Below are 11,899 nucleotides of genomic sequence, written 5' to 3'. Positions count from 1 at the left end.
CTGATCAATCAGATGCGACGGAAGGCCAGCGTGCCGTTGGTACCGCCAAAGCCGAACGAGTTGGAAATCGCCACGTCGAACTTCGCCTCGCGCGCCGTGTGGGCCACGAAATCCAGATCGCAACCTTCGCTGGGATTGTCCAGGTTGATCGTCGGCGGCAGCACCTGGTCACGCAGCGCCAGCACGGTGAAGATTGCCTCGACACCGCCCGCCGCACCCAACAGGTGACCGGTGGTCGACTTGGTCGAACTCATCGCCAGTTTGTAGGCGTGATCGCCAAATACCCTCTTCGCCGCCATCACTTCGCCCAGATCACCCAGCGGCGTGGACGTGCCATGCGCATTGACGTACTGCACCTCGGCGGGATTGAGGCCGGCATCGTTCAGCGCTGTCTGCATGCAACGCGCCGCGCCCTCGCCACCCTCACTCGGTGCGGTCATGTGGAACGCGTCGCCACTCATGCCGAAACCGACAAGCTCGGCATAGATGCGCGCACCACGGGCCTTGGCATGCTCGTACTCTTCCAGCATCAGCACGCCCGAACCATCGGACAACACGAAGCCGTCACGGTCCTTGTCCCACGGGCGACTGGCCTTGGTCGGCTCGTCGTTGCGGGTGGACATCGCCTTGGCCGAACAGAAGCCGGCCATCGCGGTACCGGTGGTGGCGAACTCGGCGCCGCCGGCGATCATCGCGTCGGCATCGCCGTACTGGATCATCCGCGCCGCCAGCCCGATGTTGTGGGTGCCGGTGGTGCAGGCGGTGACGCAGGCGATGTTGGGACCCTTCAGGCCGAACATGATCGAAAGCTGGCCCGACACCATGTTGATGATCGAGCTGGGCACGTAGAACGGCGACACGCGACGCGGCCCCTTCGCGGCAAGCTCCAGCGCGGTGGACTCGATCGTATGCAGGCCACCGATACCGGCGCCTACGGCCACGCCGATACGCGGCGCGTTGGCCTCGGTCACTTCGAGGCCGGAATCGCGCAAGGCCTGGGTACCCGCCGCCACGCCGTAGTGGATGAACGGGTCCATCTTCTTGACGTCTTTGACCGGCATCCAGTCAGCCGGTTCGAAATCAGCAACCTGACCGGCAATGCGCGTGGAATAAGCGGAGGTATCGAAATGCGTGACCGGGCCGATCCCGCTGACGCCCTTGACGACACGGTCCCAGGCGCTGGCGATGTCGTTGCCGACCGGCGAGATGATGCCCATGCCGGTCACTACTACACGTCGCTTGCTCATGCTGATTTCCTTACGTGATTGCGTGGATCTGTCGCTGCCGACAGCGCAGGTAAAGCCGTTCAACCCGCCCAGACCCGGTGTTGCTGCAGGACGCCATTGGTTGCGGGCAACCATACGGGGTCGGACGTTACAAATTCCAGAAACGAAAACTGCGCCAAGATGGCGCAGCCTTCGCTACCGCCGATCGAACCCACCGACTCGCCAATGGCGAGCAGCTCCGTTCAACGGCGGTCAATTCCCTGCCGATCAATCCTTGGAGTGGGCCTTGATGTAATCGACGGCCTGCTGCACGGTGGTGATCTTCTCGGCATCTTCATCCGGAATCTCGGTCTCGAACTCTTCTTCGAGTGCCATCACCAGTTCCACCGTGTCCAGCGAATCTGCGCCCAGGTCGTCAACGAACGAAGCGTTCGCCGTGACTTCATCTTCCTTCACGCCCAACTGCTCGATGACGATTTTCTTGACGCGCTCTTCGATGGTGCTCATGTTGCCCATACCTCGCAAGGAGTGTGATTTGTTTGTGCCGGCTCAATGCCTGCAAAAGTCCGGCGCATTGTAGTGGCTAAACCGCAAGGCTGCCACGATGGTCCGATGTCACGGGGAACACCCCCGCTGATCGGCACGAAAGCGCAATTGTCGCCTAAAACGAGTCCGCTGGCGACAACTGCATCAACACACGCTACGGCATGTACATCCCGCCGTTGACGTGCAGTGTTTCTCCGGTGATATACGCGGCGGCTGGCGAAGCCAGGAAACCGACGGCGCTCGCGATATCCTTCGCCTCACCCAGGCGCCCCAGGGCGATCTGCCCCAGCATCGCCTGCTTGGCATCTTCGGGCAGCGCGCGGGTCATGTCGGTATCAATGAAGCCCGGCGCAACCACATTGACGGTAATGCCGCGGCTGCCGATCTCGCGTGCCAGCGACTTGGAGAAGGCAATGATGCCGGCCTTGGCTGCCGCATAATTGGACTGCCCCGGATTGCCGGTGAGACCGATCACCGAGGCGATCGATATGATGCGCCCCTTCTTCGCCTTCATCATGCCGCGCATCACCGCTTTCGAGGTGCGATAGACCGAGGTGAGGTTGGTGTCGATGATCGCCTGCCAATCGTCTTCCTTCATCCGCATCAACAGCTGGTCGCGGGTGATGCCGGCATTGTTGACCAGAATTGAAACAGCACCGAATTCCTTGGCGATCGCCTCGACCAGGCCCTCGACCGCCGCACTATCGGTGACATTCAACACGCGACCGTGACCGCCGTGGGGGCCCATGCGCTCACCGATGGCGGCAGCACCGCCGTCGCTGGTCGCCGTGCCGATCACCGTGGCGCCCATCGCGGCCAGTTCGTCCGCGATCGCCGCGCCGATGCCACGGCTGGCACCGGTGACCAGCGCGATCTCACCTTGCAATGGTTTGCTCATTTGCTTCGTTCCTTCGGAAATCGGTTGGAGTGTGCCGTCATACCCACTCGACAAGCGCGGCATCGATATCTGCCGGTGCGCCAATGGCGCGTGCCTCAATGCTCTTGTCGATACGCTTGATCAGGCCGGACAGCACCTTGCCGGGGCCGCACTCGGCCATCCGGGTGGCACCACTGACGGCCAGCGCCTGCACGCACTCGGTCCAGCGCACCGGCATGTAAAGCTGGCGCTGCAGGGCACCGCGAATTTCCTCGACGCTGCCGTAACTGCAGGCGTCCGCATTCTGGATCACCGGCACCGCGGGCAGCTTCCAGGCGATCGTCGCCATTCGCTCACCCAGCTGGTCCGCTGCATCGCGCATCAAGGCGCAATGCGACGGCACCGACACCGCCAGCTTGATCGCCTTTTTCACGCCCAACTCGGCCAGGCGGGCCAAGACGCGATCAACCGCTTCGGTATTGCCGGCAATCACCAGTTGACCGGGCGAGTTGAAATTCGCCGGAGCTACTACCTGGCCTTGCGCCATTTCCTCGCACACCGCCGCAATCTGCGCGTCATCGCCACCGAGGATCGCCGCCATCGCGCCCACTCCCGCCGGCACCGCCGCCTGCATCAGTCGACCCCGCTCGGCGACCAGTGCCGCTGCGTCGTGCAGGGACAGTGCGTCAGCGCAAACCAGCGCGCTGTATTCGCCAAGACTGTGTCCGGCCATTTGCGCTGGCTGTGCGCCACCCAACTTCTGCCAGACCCGCCACACTGCCACGCTGGCCGCGAGCAGCGCCGGCTGCGTGTTCTGGGTGCTGTTGAGCTGATCTTCCGGACCCTGCGCGCTGAGGCTCCACAGATCAACACCGGCACCTTGCGAAGCTTCGTCAAAGGTGGCCTGCACTTCATTGTGCGCGGCGGCCAGCGCGGCAAGCATGCCGACCGACTGCGAACCCTGGCCGGGAAAGACGAAAGCAAGCGAGGCAGCGGTTGAACTCATGGATGGGCAAATCCTGTCGACGAAAGCGAATATGGTGCCACGCCTTGGTCGCCATACGCAGCTGTATTCAGCAAATTCGCCCAATCAAAACGCACGATGCCGCCCGCAGGCAGCATCGTGGCAAGCGGCAAACACTTGCGGGAATCAGTAACGCAGCAGCGCCGAGGCCCAGGTAAAGCCACCACCGAACGCTTCCAGCAGCAGATTCTGTCCACGCTGCGCCTTGCCGGAGCGCACCGCGTAATCCAGCGCCAGGGGCACCGAACCGGACGACGTATTCGCGTGCTTGTCGACCGTCACGATCACCCGCTCCATTGACATGTTGAGCCGTTTGGCGGTCGCTTCGATGATGCGCAAGTTCGCCTGATGCGGAATCAGCCAGTCGATCTGTGACTCGTTCATGCCAGCCGCCGACAACGTTTCCTCAACCAGCGAATCCAGCGTCTTAACAGCAACCTTGAAAACTTCACGCCCCGCCATGTGGATGCGCACACCGTGGTTGGGCTCGTCCTTGAAACCCACGGAGACACCCACCGGGTTGTACAACAATTCCTTGTGGCCGCCATCGGCATGCAGGCAGGTGGCGTAGATGCCTGGCTCGCTGGAGGCTTCCAGCACCACCGCGCCGGCGCCGTCGCCGAACAACACGCAGGTCTGGCGATCCGTCCAGTCGACCATGCGGGTCAGTGTTTCCGCACCGATCACCAGCACTTTCTTCGACTGCCCGCTCTTGATGAACTTGTCGGCGATGCCCAGCGCGTAGACGAAGCCCGAGCACGCCGCGTTGACGTCGAAGGCCGCACAGCCGTTGGCGCCCAGGCGATGCTGCACCAGACAGGCGGTGGACGGAAAAATGATGTCCGGCGTGGTCGTGCCCAGGATGATCAGGTCGAGCTCGGACGCCTTGATGCCCGCCGTCTCCAGCGCTTGCTGAGCCGCCTGAAACGCCAGATCTCCCGTGGTCTGACCATCGGCAGCGATGTGACGCTGGCGAATGCCGGTGCGGCTGAGAATCCACTCGTCGCTCGTCTCGACGATCTTTTCCAGGTCGGCATTGGTTACCACGCGCTCGGGCAGTGCGCTGCCGGTGGCAATGATGCGGGAGTAGATCTGGGCCATTCAGCTATCCATCAACGTAAACCAAGGATTGAACGCCCTGGGCGGCGCCAGCGCAACCACCCGCATCGGCATTCGACTGTCCAACAACGCAAAACGGCGCGTGACCGCGCCGTTTTGCCGAGCACGTCAAGGCATCCCGAGGGACGCCCTGGGATCGATCAATCCTCGACCGACACGGCGCCCTTGGTCTCGATCACTTTCTTGCCACGGTAGTAACCGTCCTTGGTGACGTGGTGGCGCAGATGCACCTCACCACTGGTCGGATCGGTCGACAGCTGCGCGGTCGTCAGCGAGTCGTGCGAACGGCGCATGCCGCGGGTGGACGGGGTGCGGCGGCTCTTGGCAACTGCCATGGTAGTTCTCCAACGGAAACTTGATGATCTGTGGCTTGATGATCCGGGCCGGATGACTCGGGTCGGCGTTTACTTCTTCAGCTCGCGCAATACTGCGAACGGATTTTCTCGTTGCCCTTCGCCGGAGTCTTCCGGTTCGTGGCTGATCACTTCGTCGGGCAGGCTGCTATTCGGGTTGATCGGAATGAGCGGCAGCGCCAACAGCAATTCGTCTTCTATTACATCCGCCGGATTCAACCGGCCATCCTCGGCCACCAGCAGCGGTTCGCAATCAGGCGGCAAGCCGGCCTCTTCGCGCTCCTGTCTGATCAGGCCGAGCCGTGCATCCACCGTCACCGGCAGTTCAAACGGCTCCAACGTGCGCTGACATGTCACGCTCAGCGATACGGTGGCACGCACATCGACATAGCTTATGCCCAGCGAATCGCGCCCGAAATCCAGCTCGAAATGCACCGATCCCGCGGTATCCGCCAACGCCTCGCACAGGCGTGACATGGACGCTACAGGAAGCGTTCCCTGGAACGAACGCCGCGCCGAGACCATGCGCCAAGCGTCCACGGACTCTGGCAGTGTCACGGACATAATCGCGAAATGTTAGGTTCGAAGCCGCCCGAAGTCAACTGGCGGGAAGTTCAGGGCCTTGGCAAAGGCCAAATCCGGGCCCATTTTGCCTGATCTGCCCCCGATGCGGCAGACTGAATCCCTTTGCCACGCGAGCCGCTGCCCTTGAAAGCTTATCTGACGCTTGGTCTCGTCGCGCTCTTGGTGCTGATTGTCAGCCTGGCCGCGGCCGCCTTGCTGCTGCGACGGCGCCAGCGACTGCGCAGCCAGAGTCTCAACACTCTGCTTGATCTGGCCGACCGCCTCGAAGCGGATCTGAAGACCTGCCGTACCGGTCTGCAACAAGCTCACGCGGTGATGTCACTCAACCCGGACCTGCCCGCCGCCAGCGAGCAGAATGCAAGCCACGCCATCGACGCTGGTCTGCGCGCCTTGCTGCAACAGCGACTGTGGATTCGCGATCGCTCGCCCCAGGCCAGCCAGCATGAACTTGACGAGGCTGCTGCCTCGATGCGTGACACGCGCAGCCGCCTGCAGCCGCTGCTCAAAGCACTCGATCAGGCGCAAACCGATCTCAACAGCGCCATGCGCGAACACATCCGGCGCGAGTCGGACACATGAACGAAGCCGTGAATTCACCACGCATCGTGCTTGGCTCCACCTCGCGCTATCGCGCCGAACTGTTGCGCCGATTGATTACCGATTTCGAACAGGCGGCTCCGGGTACGGACGAGGCGGCATTGCCCGGCGAAGCACCGGCAGCGCGCGCCCTGCGCCTGGCCGTGGCCAAGGCCGATGCTATCGCGCAGCACTATCCAGATGCGCTGGTGATCGGCTCCGATCAGGTGGCTGCACTGGGTGATCTGATCCTGGACAAGCCGGGCAGCATGGAGCGCGCCTGCGCCCAGCTTGCCGCCAGCTCCGGTCACGACGTCGACTTCCACACCGCGTTGTGCGTGGTGGACACCCGTAACCATCGGCATTACACCCACGTCGACCACACCCGCGTGCGCTTCCGCACACTTCACGCCGACGAAATCCGTCGCTATGTGGAGCGCGAGCAACCGCTGGATTGTGCCGGCAGTTTCAAGTGCGAAGGCCTCGGCATCAGCCTGTTCGAGAGTATCGACAACCGTGACCCCAGTGCCCTGATCGGGCTCCCACTGATTGCGCTGGCACGACTGCTGCGCGAAGCCGGCGTCAGCCTGCCCTGATCGTCAGCGGAACATCGCCACCGGACAGTTACACTGGGGCGCCTTACGTCAGCGAAGGACCGGCCCTCGATGTCCGTCATGCCACCGTCTCACGAAGAACCCCTGCCGCAACGATTGGATGCCGCCATGGCCCAGGTCAACCTGGTGCTGCTGGGCAAGCCGCGACAGGTGAAACTTGCCTTTGCCTGCCTGATCGCCGGCGGCCACCTGCTGCTGGAAGATGTGCCCGGTGTGGGCAAAACCACGCTGGCCCACGCGCTGGCGGCGACGTTCGCGCTGGAATTCCAACGTGTGCAATTCACCAGCGACTTGCTGCCGTCGGACATCATCGGCGTCAGCGTCTACGAACGCGAAACGGCACAATTCCGCTTCCATCCCGGCCCGATTTTCACCGGCCTGTTGCTGGCCGACGAAATCAATCGCGCCAGCCCCAAAACGCAAAGCGCTCTGCTCGAAGCAATGGCCGAAGGACAGGTCACCGTGGACGGCCAGACGCACACGCTGGCGCAACCGTTCTTCGTGGTCGCCACCCAAAATCCGCTGGATCTGAACGGCACCTTCCCGCTGCCCGACTCCCAGCTCGACCGCTTCATGCTGCGACTGTCACTGGACTATCCCGACGCCGCTGCCGAGCGCGACCTGCTCGGCGGCAGCAACCGGCGCGACCTGCTGGCACAACTGACCCCCAAGCTGGATGCGACGGCGCTGCTCGAACTGCATCGCCAGTCACAAGCCATCACCGCCAGCGGCGCCCTGCTCGACTACCTGCAGGCGTTGCTGACCGCCAGTCGGCGACATGCCGACATTCGCGTGGGGTTATCACCGCGTGCCGGCCTGGCCCTGCTCAGCGTCGCACGTGCATGGGCCTTGCTTCACCGCCGCAACCACGTGTTGCCGGAAGACCTCCAGGCGTTGTTCATTCCGCTGGCCGCCCATCGGGTGCTGCCCGCACGTGGCGCCAACGGCGACACGCTGGCGCGACAGTTGCTGGCCGAGGTAGCGGTGGATTGATGCGCGGCCTGCTGCAACCGCTGCAACGATGGGCCGAGGGCCGGCTGCCCGCGCTGACCCGTTATCGTCGCCCGGAAAGCCTGCCGATCACCTTGCACCGGCGCCGCATCTACATCGTGCCGACCGGCTTTGGGCTGGGCTTTTCCATACTGCTGCTGGTGATGCTGACGGGCGCGCTGAACTACAACAACAACGCGGCCTTGTTGCTGACCTGCCTGCTCGGCGCTGCCAGTGCCGCAAGCATGCTGGTGGCATTCCGCAACCTGGACAGCCTGCGCCTTGCGCATATTCGCGCCGGCCAGGCCGTGGCCGGCGACCCGCTCACGCTCACGCTCGCGTTTGATTCCTCGCGCCCCCGCGAGGCCATCCGCGTGGATCTGGGTGAAACCACGCTGGCTTTCACGCTTGATGGACGCAGCAGTGCCAATGCGCAACTTTCTCTGCCCACGGAAATACGTGGCTGGCAGAGCTTGCCGCGCGTGCGTGTATGGACCTGCTGGCCGCTAGGCATGTTCCGCGCATGGAGCTGGCTGCATCCCGAGCAATCGGTGCTGGTCTGGCCACGTGCCGAAGGCGCCGGGCCGGCACCCCGTGCGCCGGCCGATGATGCCCGGCAGATGCAGTTGCAACGCGGTGATGAGCTGGCCGCGTTGCGCGACTATCGGGTCGGCGATCCGCGCCGCCACATCGCATGGAAAAGGAGTGCCCGACACGAGAACCTGCTGGTCAAGGAATTCGAACAACCGCACAGTCGCCCACAGTGGCAACTCGACTGGCGTCAGCTGCACGGCATGGAGAACGAAGCACGCATTGCGCGCCTGGCGCGCTGGCTGAACGAGGCCGAGACACAGCGTTGCAGCTACAGCCTGTGGCTGCCCGACAACGAGATCGACAGCAGCAGCGGTCCGCTGCATTACGCGCGCTGCATGAATGCGCTGGCCCAACTGCCATGAGCTGGCTGCGCACGGCCCGATCCGAACGGCCCATCGATACCCGCGCCTTCGATCTGCTCAGCCTGACCCTGGCCGTGGTGCTCGGCCTGCACGCCTCGCACATGCCATGGTGGCTGGTCGCCACGCTGGGCCTGGTACTTGGCTGGCGCTGGTGGCAGCGACGGCGCCGGACCGGCCGCGTGCCGCGCTGGCTGAAGCTGCCGATGCTGGTCTTGCTGACCCTCGCGGTGATCCTGCAATACGGCAATATTTTCGGACGCGAACCGGGTACGGCGCTCGCCGTCGGCCTGCTGGTGCTGAAACTGCTGGAGACCGAAACCATCCGCGACGCCCGCGTGGGCATCAGCTTCGCCTGTTTCGCGTTGATGGCCGCGTTATTGTTCGACCAAGGCATGGTGATCACCTTCATCGTCGCGCTGGGCCTGCTGCCGGCATTGGCCACCTTGCGGGCACTCGAACCCGCACAGACAAGCCACAGCCTGCCCCGCTCACTACTGCCGGGCCTGGCATTGACCACCGCCGCTTTGCCACTGGCACTGCTGGCCTTTCTGCTGGTGCCCCGTCTCGATTCGCCGCTATGGGGTGCACCAACACCCAACCAGGCCATCACCGGACTCGCCGACAGCATGTCACCGGGTGCGTTCTCCGAGCTGTTGCTGGATGACAGCCCCGCCATGCGCATCAGCTTCGATGGCACGCCGCCCGACCGCAGCCAGCGCTACTTCCGTGCCTACGTGATGAACGGTTACGACGGTTTCACCTGGAAGTTTAGCGATCGCCTCGGATTGGCGCCCGCAACGCTGGAAGTCACCGGCGCCGCGCATTACCACGTCAGTCTGCTCGCCACCCACCAGAACGTGCTGCCGACACTCGATGTGCCGATCGATGCGCCCGAGGGAGCACACCTGCGCGCCGACCGCGTGCTGATGGCGGAAAAGCCGGTCAACGACACGCTCTCCTACAGCCTGAGTTCGGCTACGCAGTACCGACTGGAGCCCGAACTTGGCACGCATCGGCGCCGCTGGCTGTTGTTGCCCGACGGATTCAATCCACGAACACTGGCACTCGGCCAAAAGTGGCGTCAGCAAAACGGCGCTGACGATGCCGCGATCGTGCGTGCCGGACTCGCCCTGTTTCACGACGGCGGCTTTCGCTACACGCTGAATCCAGCACCGCTGGGTCGCAATGCCACAGACGACTTTCTGTTCGACACCCGCGAAGGATTCTGCGAACACTATGCCTCTGCGTTCACCGTGTTGATGCGCGCCGCAGGCATCCCCGCGCGCGTGGTCACCGGCTATCAGGGCGGTTACTGGAACAAGTTCGGTAATTACCTGCTGGTGCGCAACTCCGATGCCCACGCCTGGAGCGAAGTGTGGCTGGCCGGACGCGGCTGGGTACGCGTTGACCCCACCGCAGCCGTTCGTCCGGAGCGGGTATCGCTAGGTGCGGCAGCCGCCGCCGGCGACCAGTTGGGCTGGTATCACACTGACTGGTTGCAGGGATTTCGCAATCACTGGGACATTGTCAACCGTTGGTGGGATCAAGGCGTTATCGGGTTTGACGCCTTGCGTCAGCGCAGTCTGCTGACACCCTTCGGCATTCGCGATACCGACACGGCAACGCTGGGCTGGCTACTCGCCATCAGCAGCATGCTGTTCATCGCGCTGGGACTGGCCTGGGCCTTGCTGCGCCGGCAACCGCGCGACCCGCTCCGCGACGCACTGCGCGAACTGGAGCGCAAGCTGGCACGCAAAGGTATCGTGCGCCGCACTGGCGAAGGCCCACAGCACTATCTGCTCCGCGCAGCCCGCGGGCTACCGGCTCAGCGCGAAGAAATCACGGACCTGATGACGCAGTATCTTGAGCTGCGCTATGCCTATATCGAACCGCCAACTGAACCACTGCACAGCTTCGCTCGCGCCGTACGGAATTTCCGCATCACCTCTGTGGTCAAATAGAAGTCGACTCAACGGCATCCACCGTTGCTCATGTATGGAGAAATCCCCATGTCCCTGTACCGCCCACTGACACTCACCGCGGCCCTCGCCCTGCTGGCCGGTTGCGCAACGATTCCGAAACCGCTGGAAGGCACTTATACCGACGTCTCCACCGCCAGTGCGCAACAGGGCGGCGCTGGCGGAACGCACGTCCGTTGGGGCGGCGAGATCATCAAGACCGAACCGGGTCAGCAGCAGACCTGCTTCTATCTGCTGTCACGCCCGCTGGACAGTCAGGCGCGCCCGAAGACCGGCAATACCGGCGAGAACCTCGGGCGTTTCGTTGCCTGCCGCAGCGGTTTCTATGATCCGGAAGTTTTCGTCCGCGGGCGCGAACTGACCGTCACCGGCACCTTGCATGGCACGGTCTCACAGAAGGTCGGCGATTTTGATTACGCCTATCCGCGAGTGGAAGCCGACGTGGTTTACCTGTGGCCGAAGCGACCGGTGGTAACGAATTATCCTCCGGGCTTCTACGACCCGTTCTGGGGTGCGGGCTTTGGTCCGTATTGGGGTGGCTATCCCTATGGCGGTTTCTATCCGCGTCAGGTGATCGTGGTGCGCCCGGCTCCGCCACCGCCGCCACCGTCCAAGCCCTGATCGTTCGTAAAAGAAAAACGCCGGCTTGCAGCCGGCGTTTTTTCCATTGGACGGAGCCGGAGCTCAGCCTGGCGGCCAGATCAAACGTCTTCCGGCCAGCAGATGCACGTGCATGTGGAACACGGTCTGGCCACCGTCTTCGTTGCAGTTGATCACGGTGCGATAGCCCTGCTCGGCAAAGCCCTCCGACTTGGCGTAAGTCGCTGCCGCCAGCAACAACTTGCCAAGCAAGTCGGCATCACCAGCCGCCGCGTCATTGAGCGTGGCAATCGGCTTCTTCGGAATGAACAACACATGCACGGGCGCCTGCGGATTGAGGTCACGGAACGCCATTACATCCTGATCTTCGTAGACGATGTCAGCCGGAATTTCGCGGCGGATGATCTTGCTGAAAATCGTGTCACTCATGTCGGGGCTCCCTCAGGTCAAGACT

14 protein-coding genes are annotated in these 11,899 nt (G+C 63.3%); 6 read left to right on the top strand and 8 right to left on the bottom strand.

Going from position 1 to position 11,899, the window contains the following annotated elements; genetic code table 11:
- Window positions 1-8: 8 nt before the first annotated feature.
- From fabF to PY254_RS09430, 7 genes are all read right to left on the bottom strand, one after another.
- Window positions 9-1,247 (bottom strand): beta-ketoacyl-ACP synthase II, encoded by a 1,239-nt coding sequence (gene fabF, locus PY254_RS09460; RefSeq protein ID WP_281011807.1) that lies wholly within the window; start codon window positions 1,245-1,247, stop codon window positions 9-11.
- A 246-nt stretch (window positions 1,248-1,493) separates the two neighbouring features.
- On the bottom strand, window positions 1,494-1,733 hold the full coding sequence (gene acpP, locus PY254_RS09455; protein ID WP_007805185.1) for an acyl carrier protein: 240 nt from the start codon (window positions 1,731-1,733) through the stop codon (window positions 1,494-1,496).
- A gap of 193 nt (window positions 1,734-1,926) precedes the next feature.
- A complete protein-coding gene (fabG, locus tag PY254_RS09450; protein WP_281011806.1) occupies window positions 1,927-2,670 on the bottom strand; it encodes a 3-oxoacyl-ACP reductase FabG in 744 nt (247 codons plus the stop codon).
- 37 nt (window positions 2,671-2,707) lie between these two features.
- Window positions 2,708-3,655 carry an ACP S-malonyltransferase gene (gene fabD, locus PY254_RS09445; RefSeq protein WP_281011805.1) on the bottom strand — a complete coding sequence of 316 codons (948 nt, stop codon included), beginning with the start codon at window positions 3,653-3,655 and terminating at the stop codon, window positions 2,708-2,710.
- A gap of 144 nt (window positions 3,656-3,799) precedes the next feature.
- Window positions 3,800-4,774 (bottom strand): beta-ketoacyl-ACP synthase III, encoded by a 975-nt coding sequence (locus PY254_RS09440; protein ID WP_281011804.1) that lies wholly within the window; start codon window positions 4,772-4,774, stop codon window positions 3,800-3,802.
- A 158-nt stretch (window positions 4,775-4,932) separates the two neighbouring features.
- On the bottom strand, window positions 4,933-5,127 hold the full coding sequence (rpmF, locus tag PY254_RS09435) for a 50S ribosomal protein L32 (RefSeq protein WP_281011803.1): 195 nt from the start codon (window positions 5,125-5,127) through the stop codon (window positions 4,933-4,935).
- A gap of 69 nt (window positions 5,128-5,196) precedes the next feature.
- Window positions 5,197-5,670: a YceD family protein gene (locus tag PY254_RS09430; protein WP_281015192.1), complete on the bottom strand. Its 474-nt coding sequence runs from the start codon at window positions 5,668-5,670 to the stop codon at window positions 5,197-5,199.
- Between the two features lie 183 nt (window positions 5,671-5,853).
- Here PY254_RS09430 and PY254_RS09425 point away from each other — a divergent pair, with 183 nt between their 5' ends.
- From PY254_RS09425 to PY254_RS09400, 6 genes are all read left to right on the top strand, one after another.
- On the top strand, window positions 5,854-6,309 hold the full coding sequence (locus PY254_RS09425; RefSeq protein ID WP_281011802.1) for a hypothetical protein: 456 nt from the start codon (window positions 5,854-5,856) through the stop codon (window positions 6,307-6,309).
- The gene (locus tag PY254_RS09420; RefSeq protein ID WP_281011801.1) at window positions 6,306-6,902 is read left to right on the top strand and encodes a Maf family protein; all 597 of its coding nucleotides are present in this window, start codon (window positions 6,306-6,308) and stop codon (window positions 6,900-6,902) included. The genes PY254_RS09425 and PY254_RS09420 overlap by 4 nt, the downstream gene beginning before the upstream one ends.
- Window positions 6,903-6,980: 78 nt before the next feature.
- The gene (locus tag PY254_RS09415) at window positions 6,981-7,913 is read left to right on the top strand and encodes an AAA family ATPase (protein ID WP_281011800.1); all 933 of its coding nucleotides are present in this window, start codon (window positions 6,981-6,983) and stop codon (window positions 7,911-7,913) included.
- The gene (locus tag PY254_RS09410) at window positions 7,913-8,866 is read left to right on the top strand and encodes a DUF58 domain-containing protein (RefSeq protein WP_281011799.1); all 954 of its coding nucleotides are present in this window, start codon (window positions 7,913-7,915) and stop codon (window positions 8,864-8,866) included. The genes PY254_RS09415 and PY254_RS09410 overlap by 1 nt, the downstream gene beginning before the upstream one ends.
- Entirely contained in the window at window positions 8,863-10,827 is a 1,965-nt protein-coding gene (locus PY254_RS09405; RefSeq protein WP_281011798.1) for a transglutaminase TgpA family protein, read from the top strand. Before PY254_RS09410 ends, PY254_RS09405 begins: the two co-directional genes overlap by 4 nt.
- Window positions 10,828-10,875: 48 nt before the next feature.
- Window positions 10,876-11,466 carry a Slp family lipoprotein gene (locus tag PY254_RS09400; protein ID WP_281011797.1) on the top strand — a complete coding sequence of 197 codons (591 nt, stop codon included), beginning with the start codon at window positions 10,876-10,878 and terminating at the stop codon, window positions 11,464-11,466.
- Between the two features lie 63 nt (window positions 11,467-11,529).
- Here PY254_RS09400 and PY254_RS09395 read toward each other — a convergent pair whose 3' ends face one another.
- Window positions 11,530-11,874 carry a histidine triad nucleotide-binding protein gene (locus PY254_RS09395; protein WP_281011796.1) on the bottom strand — a complete coding sequence of 115 codons (345 nt, stop codon included), beginning with the start codon at window positions 11,872-11,874 and terminating at the stop codon, window positions 11,530-11,532.
- Window positions 11,875-11,899: the final 25 nt, after the last annotated feature.

Source organism: Rhodanobacter sp. AS-Z3 (assembly GCF_029224025.1).
Classification (GTDB): Bacteria; Pseudomonadota; Gammaproteobacteria; order Xanthomonadales; family Rhodanobacteraceae; genus Rhodanobacter.
This window is presented reverse-complemented; position numbering and strand designations above follow the sequence as displayed.

Coding starts and splice junctions, on each gene's coding strand:
- fabG (WP_281011806.1), bottom strand. CDS start 2,670: ATGAGCAAACCATTGCAAGGTGAGATCGCGCTGGTCACCGGTGCCAGC.
- PY254_RS09400 (WP_281011797.1), top strand. CDS start 10,876: ATGTCCCTGTACCGCCCACTGACACTCACCGCGGCCCTCGCCCTGCTG.
- PY254_RS09420 (WP_281011801.1), top strand. CDS start 6,306: ATGAACGAAGCCGTGAATTCACCACGCATCGTGCTTGGCTCCACCTCG.
- fabD (WP_281011805.1), bottom strand. CDS start 3,655: ATGAGTTCAACCGCTGCCTCGCTTGCTTTCGTCTTTCCCGGCCAGGGT.
- PY254_RS09395 (WP_281011796.1), bottom strand. CDS start 11,874: ATGAGTGACACGATTTTCAGCAAGATCATCCGCCGCGAAATTCCGGCT.
- PY254_RS09415 (WP_281011800.1), top strand. CDS start 6,981: ATGCCACCGTCTCACGAAGAACCCCTGCCGCAACGATTGGATGCCGCC.
- PY254_RS09410 (WP_281011799.1), top strand. CDS start 7,913: ATGCGCGGCCTGCTGCAACCGCTGCAACGATGGGCCGAGGGCCGGCTG.
- PY254_RS09440 (WP_281011804.1), bottom strand. CDS start 4,774: ATGGCCCAGATCTACTCCCGCATCATTGCCACCGGCAGCGCACTGCCC.
- rpmF (WP_281011803.1), bottom strand. CDS start 5,127: ATGGCAGTTGCCAAGAGCCGCCGCACCCCGTCCACCCGCGGCATGCGC.
- PY254_RS09405 (WP_281011798.1), top strand. CDS start 8,863: ATGAGCTGGCTGCGCACGGCCCGATCCGAACGGCCCATCGATACCCGC.
- fabF (WP_281011807.1), bottom strand. CDS start 1,247: ATGAGCAAGCGACGTGTAGTAGTGACCGGCATGGGCATCATCTCGCCG.
- PY254_RS09430 (WP_281015192.1), bottom strand. CDS start 5,670: ATGGTCTCGGCGCGGCGTTCGTTCCAGGGAACGCTTCCTGTAGCGTCC.
- acpP (WP_007805185.1), bottom strand. CDS start 1,733: ATGAGCACCATCGAAGAGCGCGTCAAGAAAATCGTCATCGAGCAGTTG.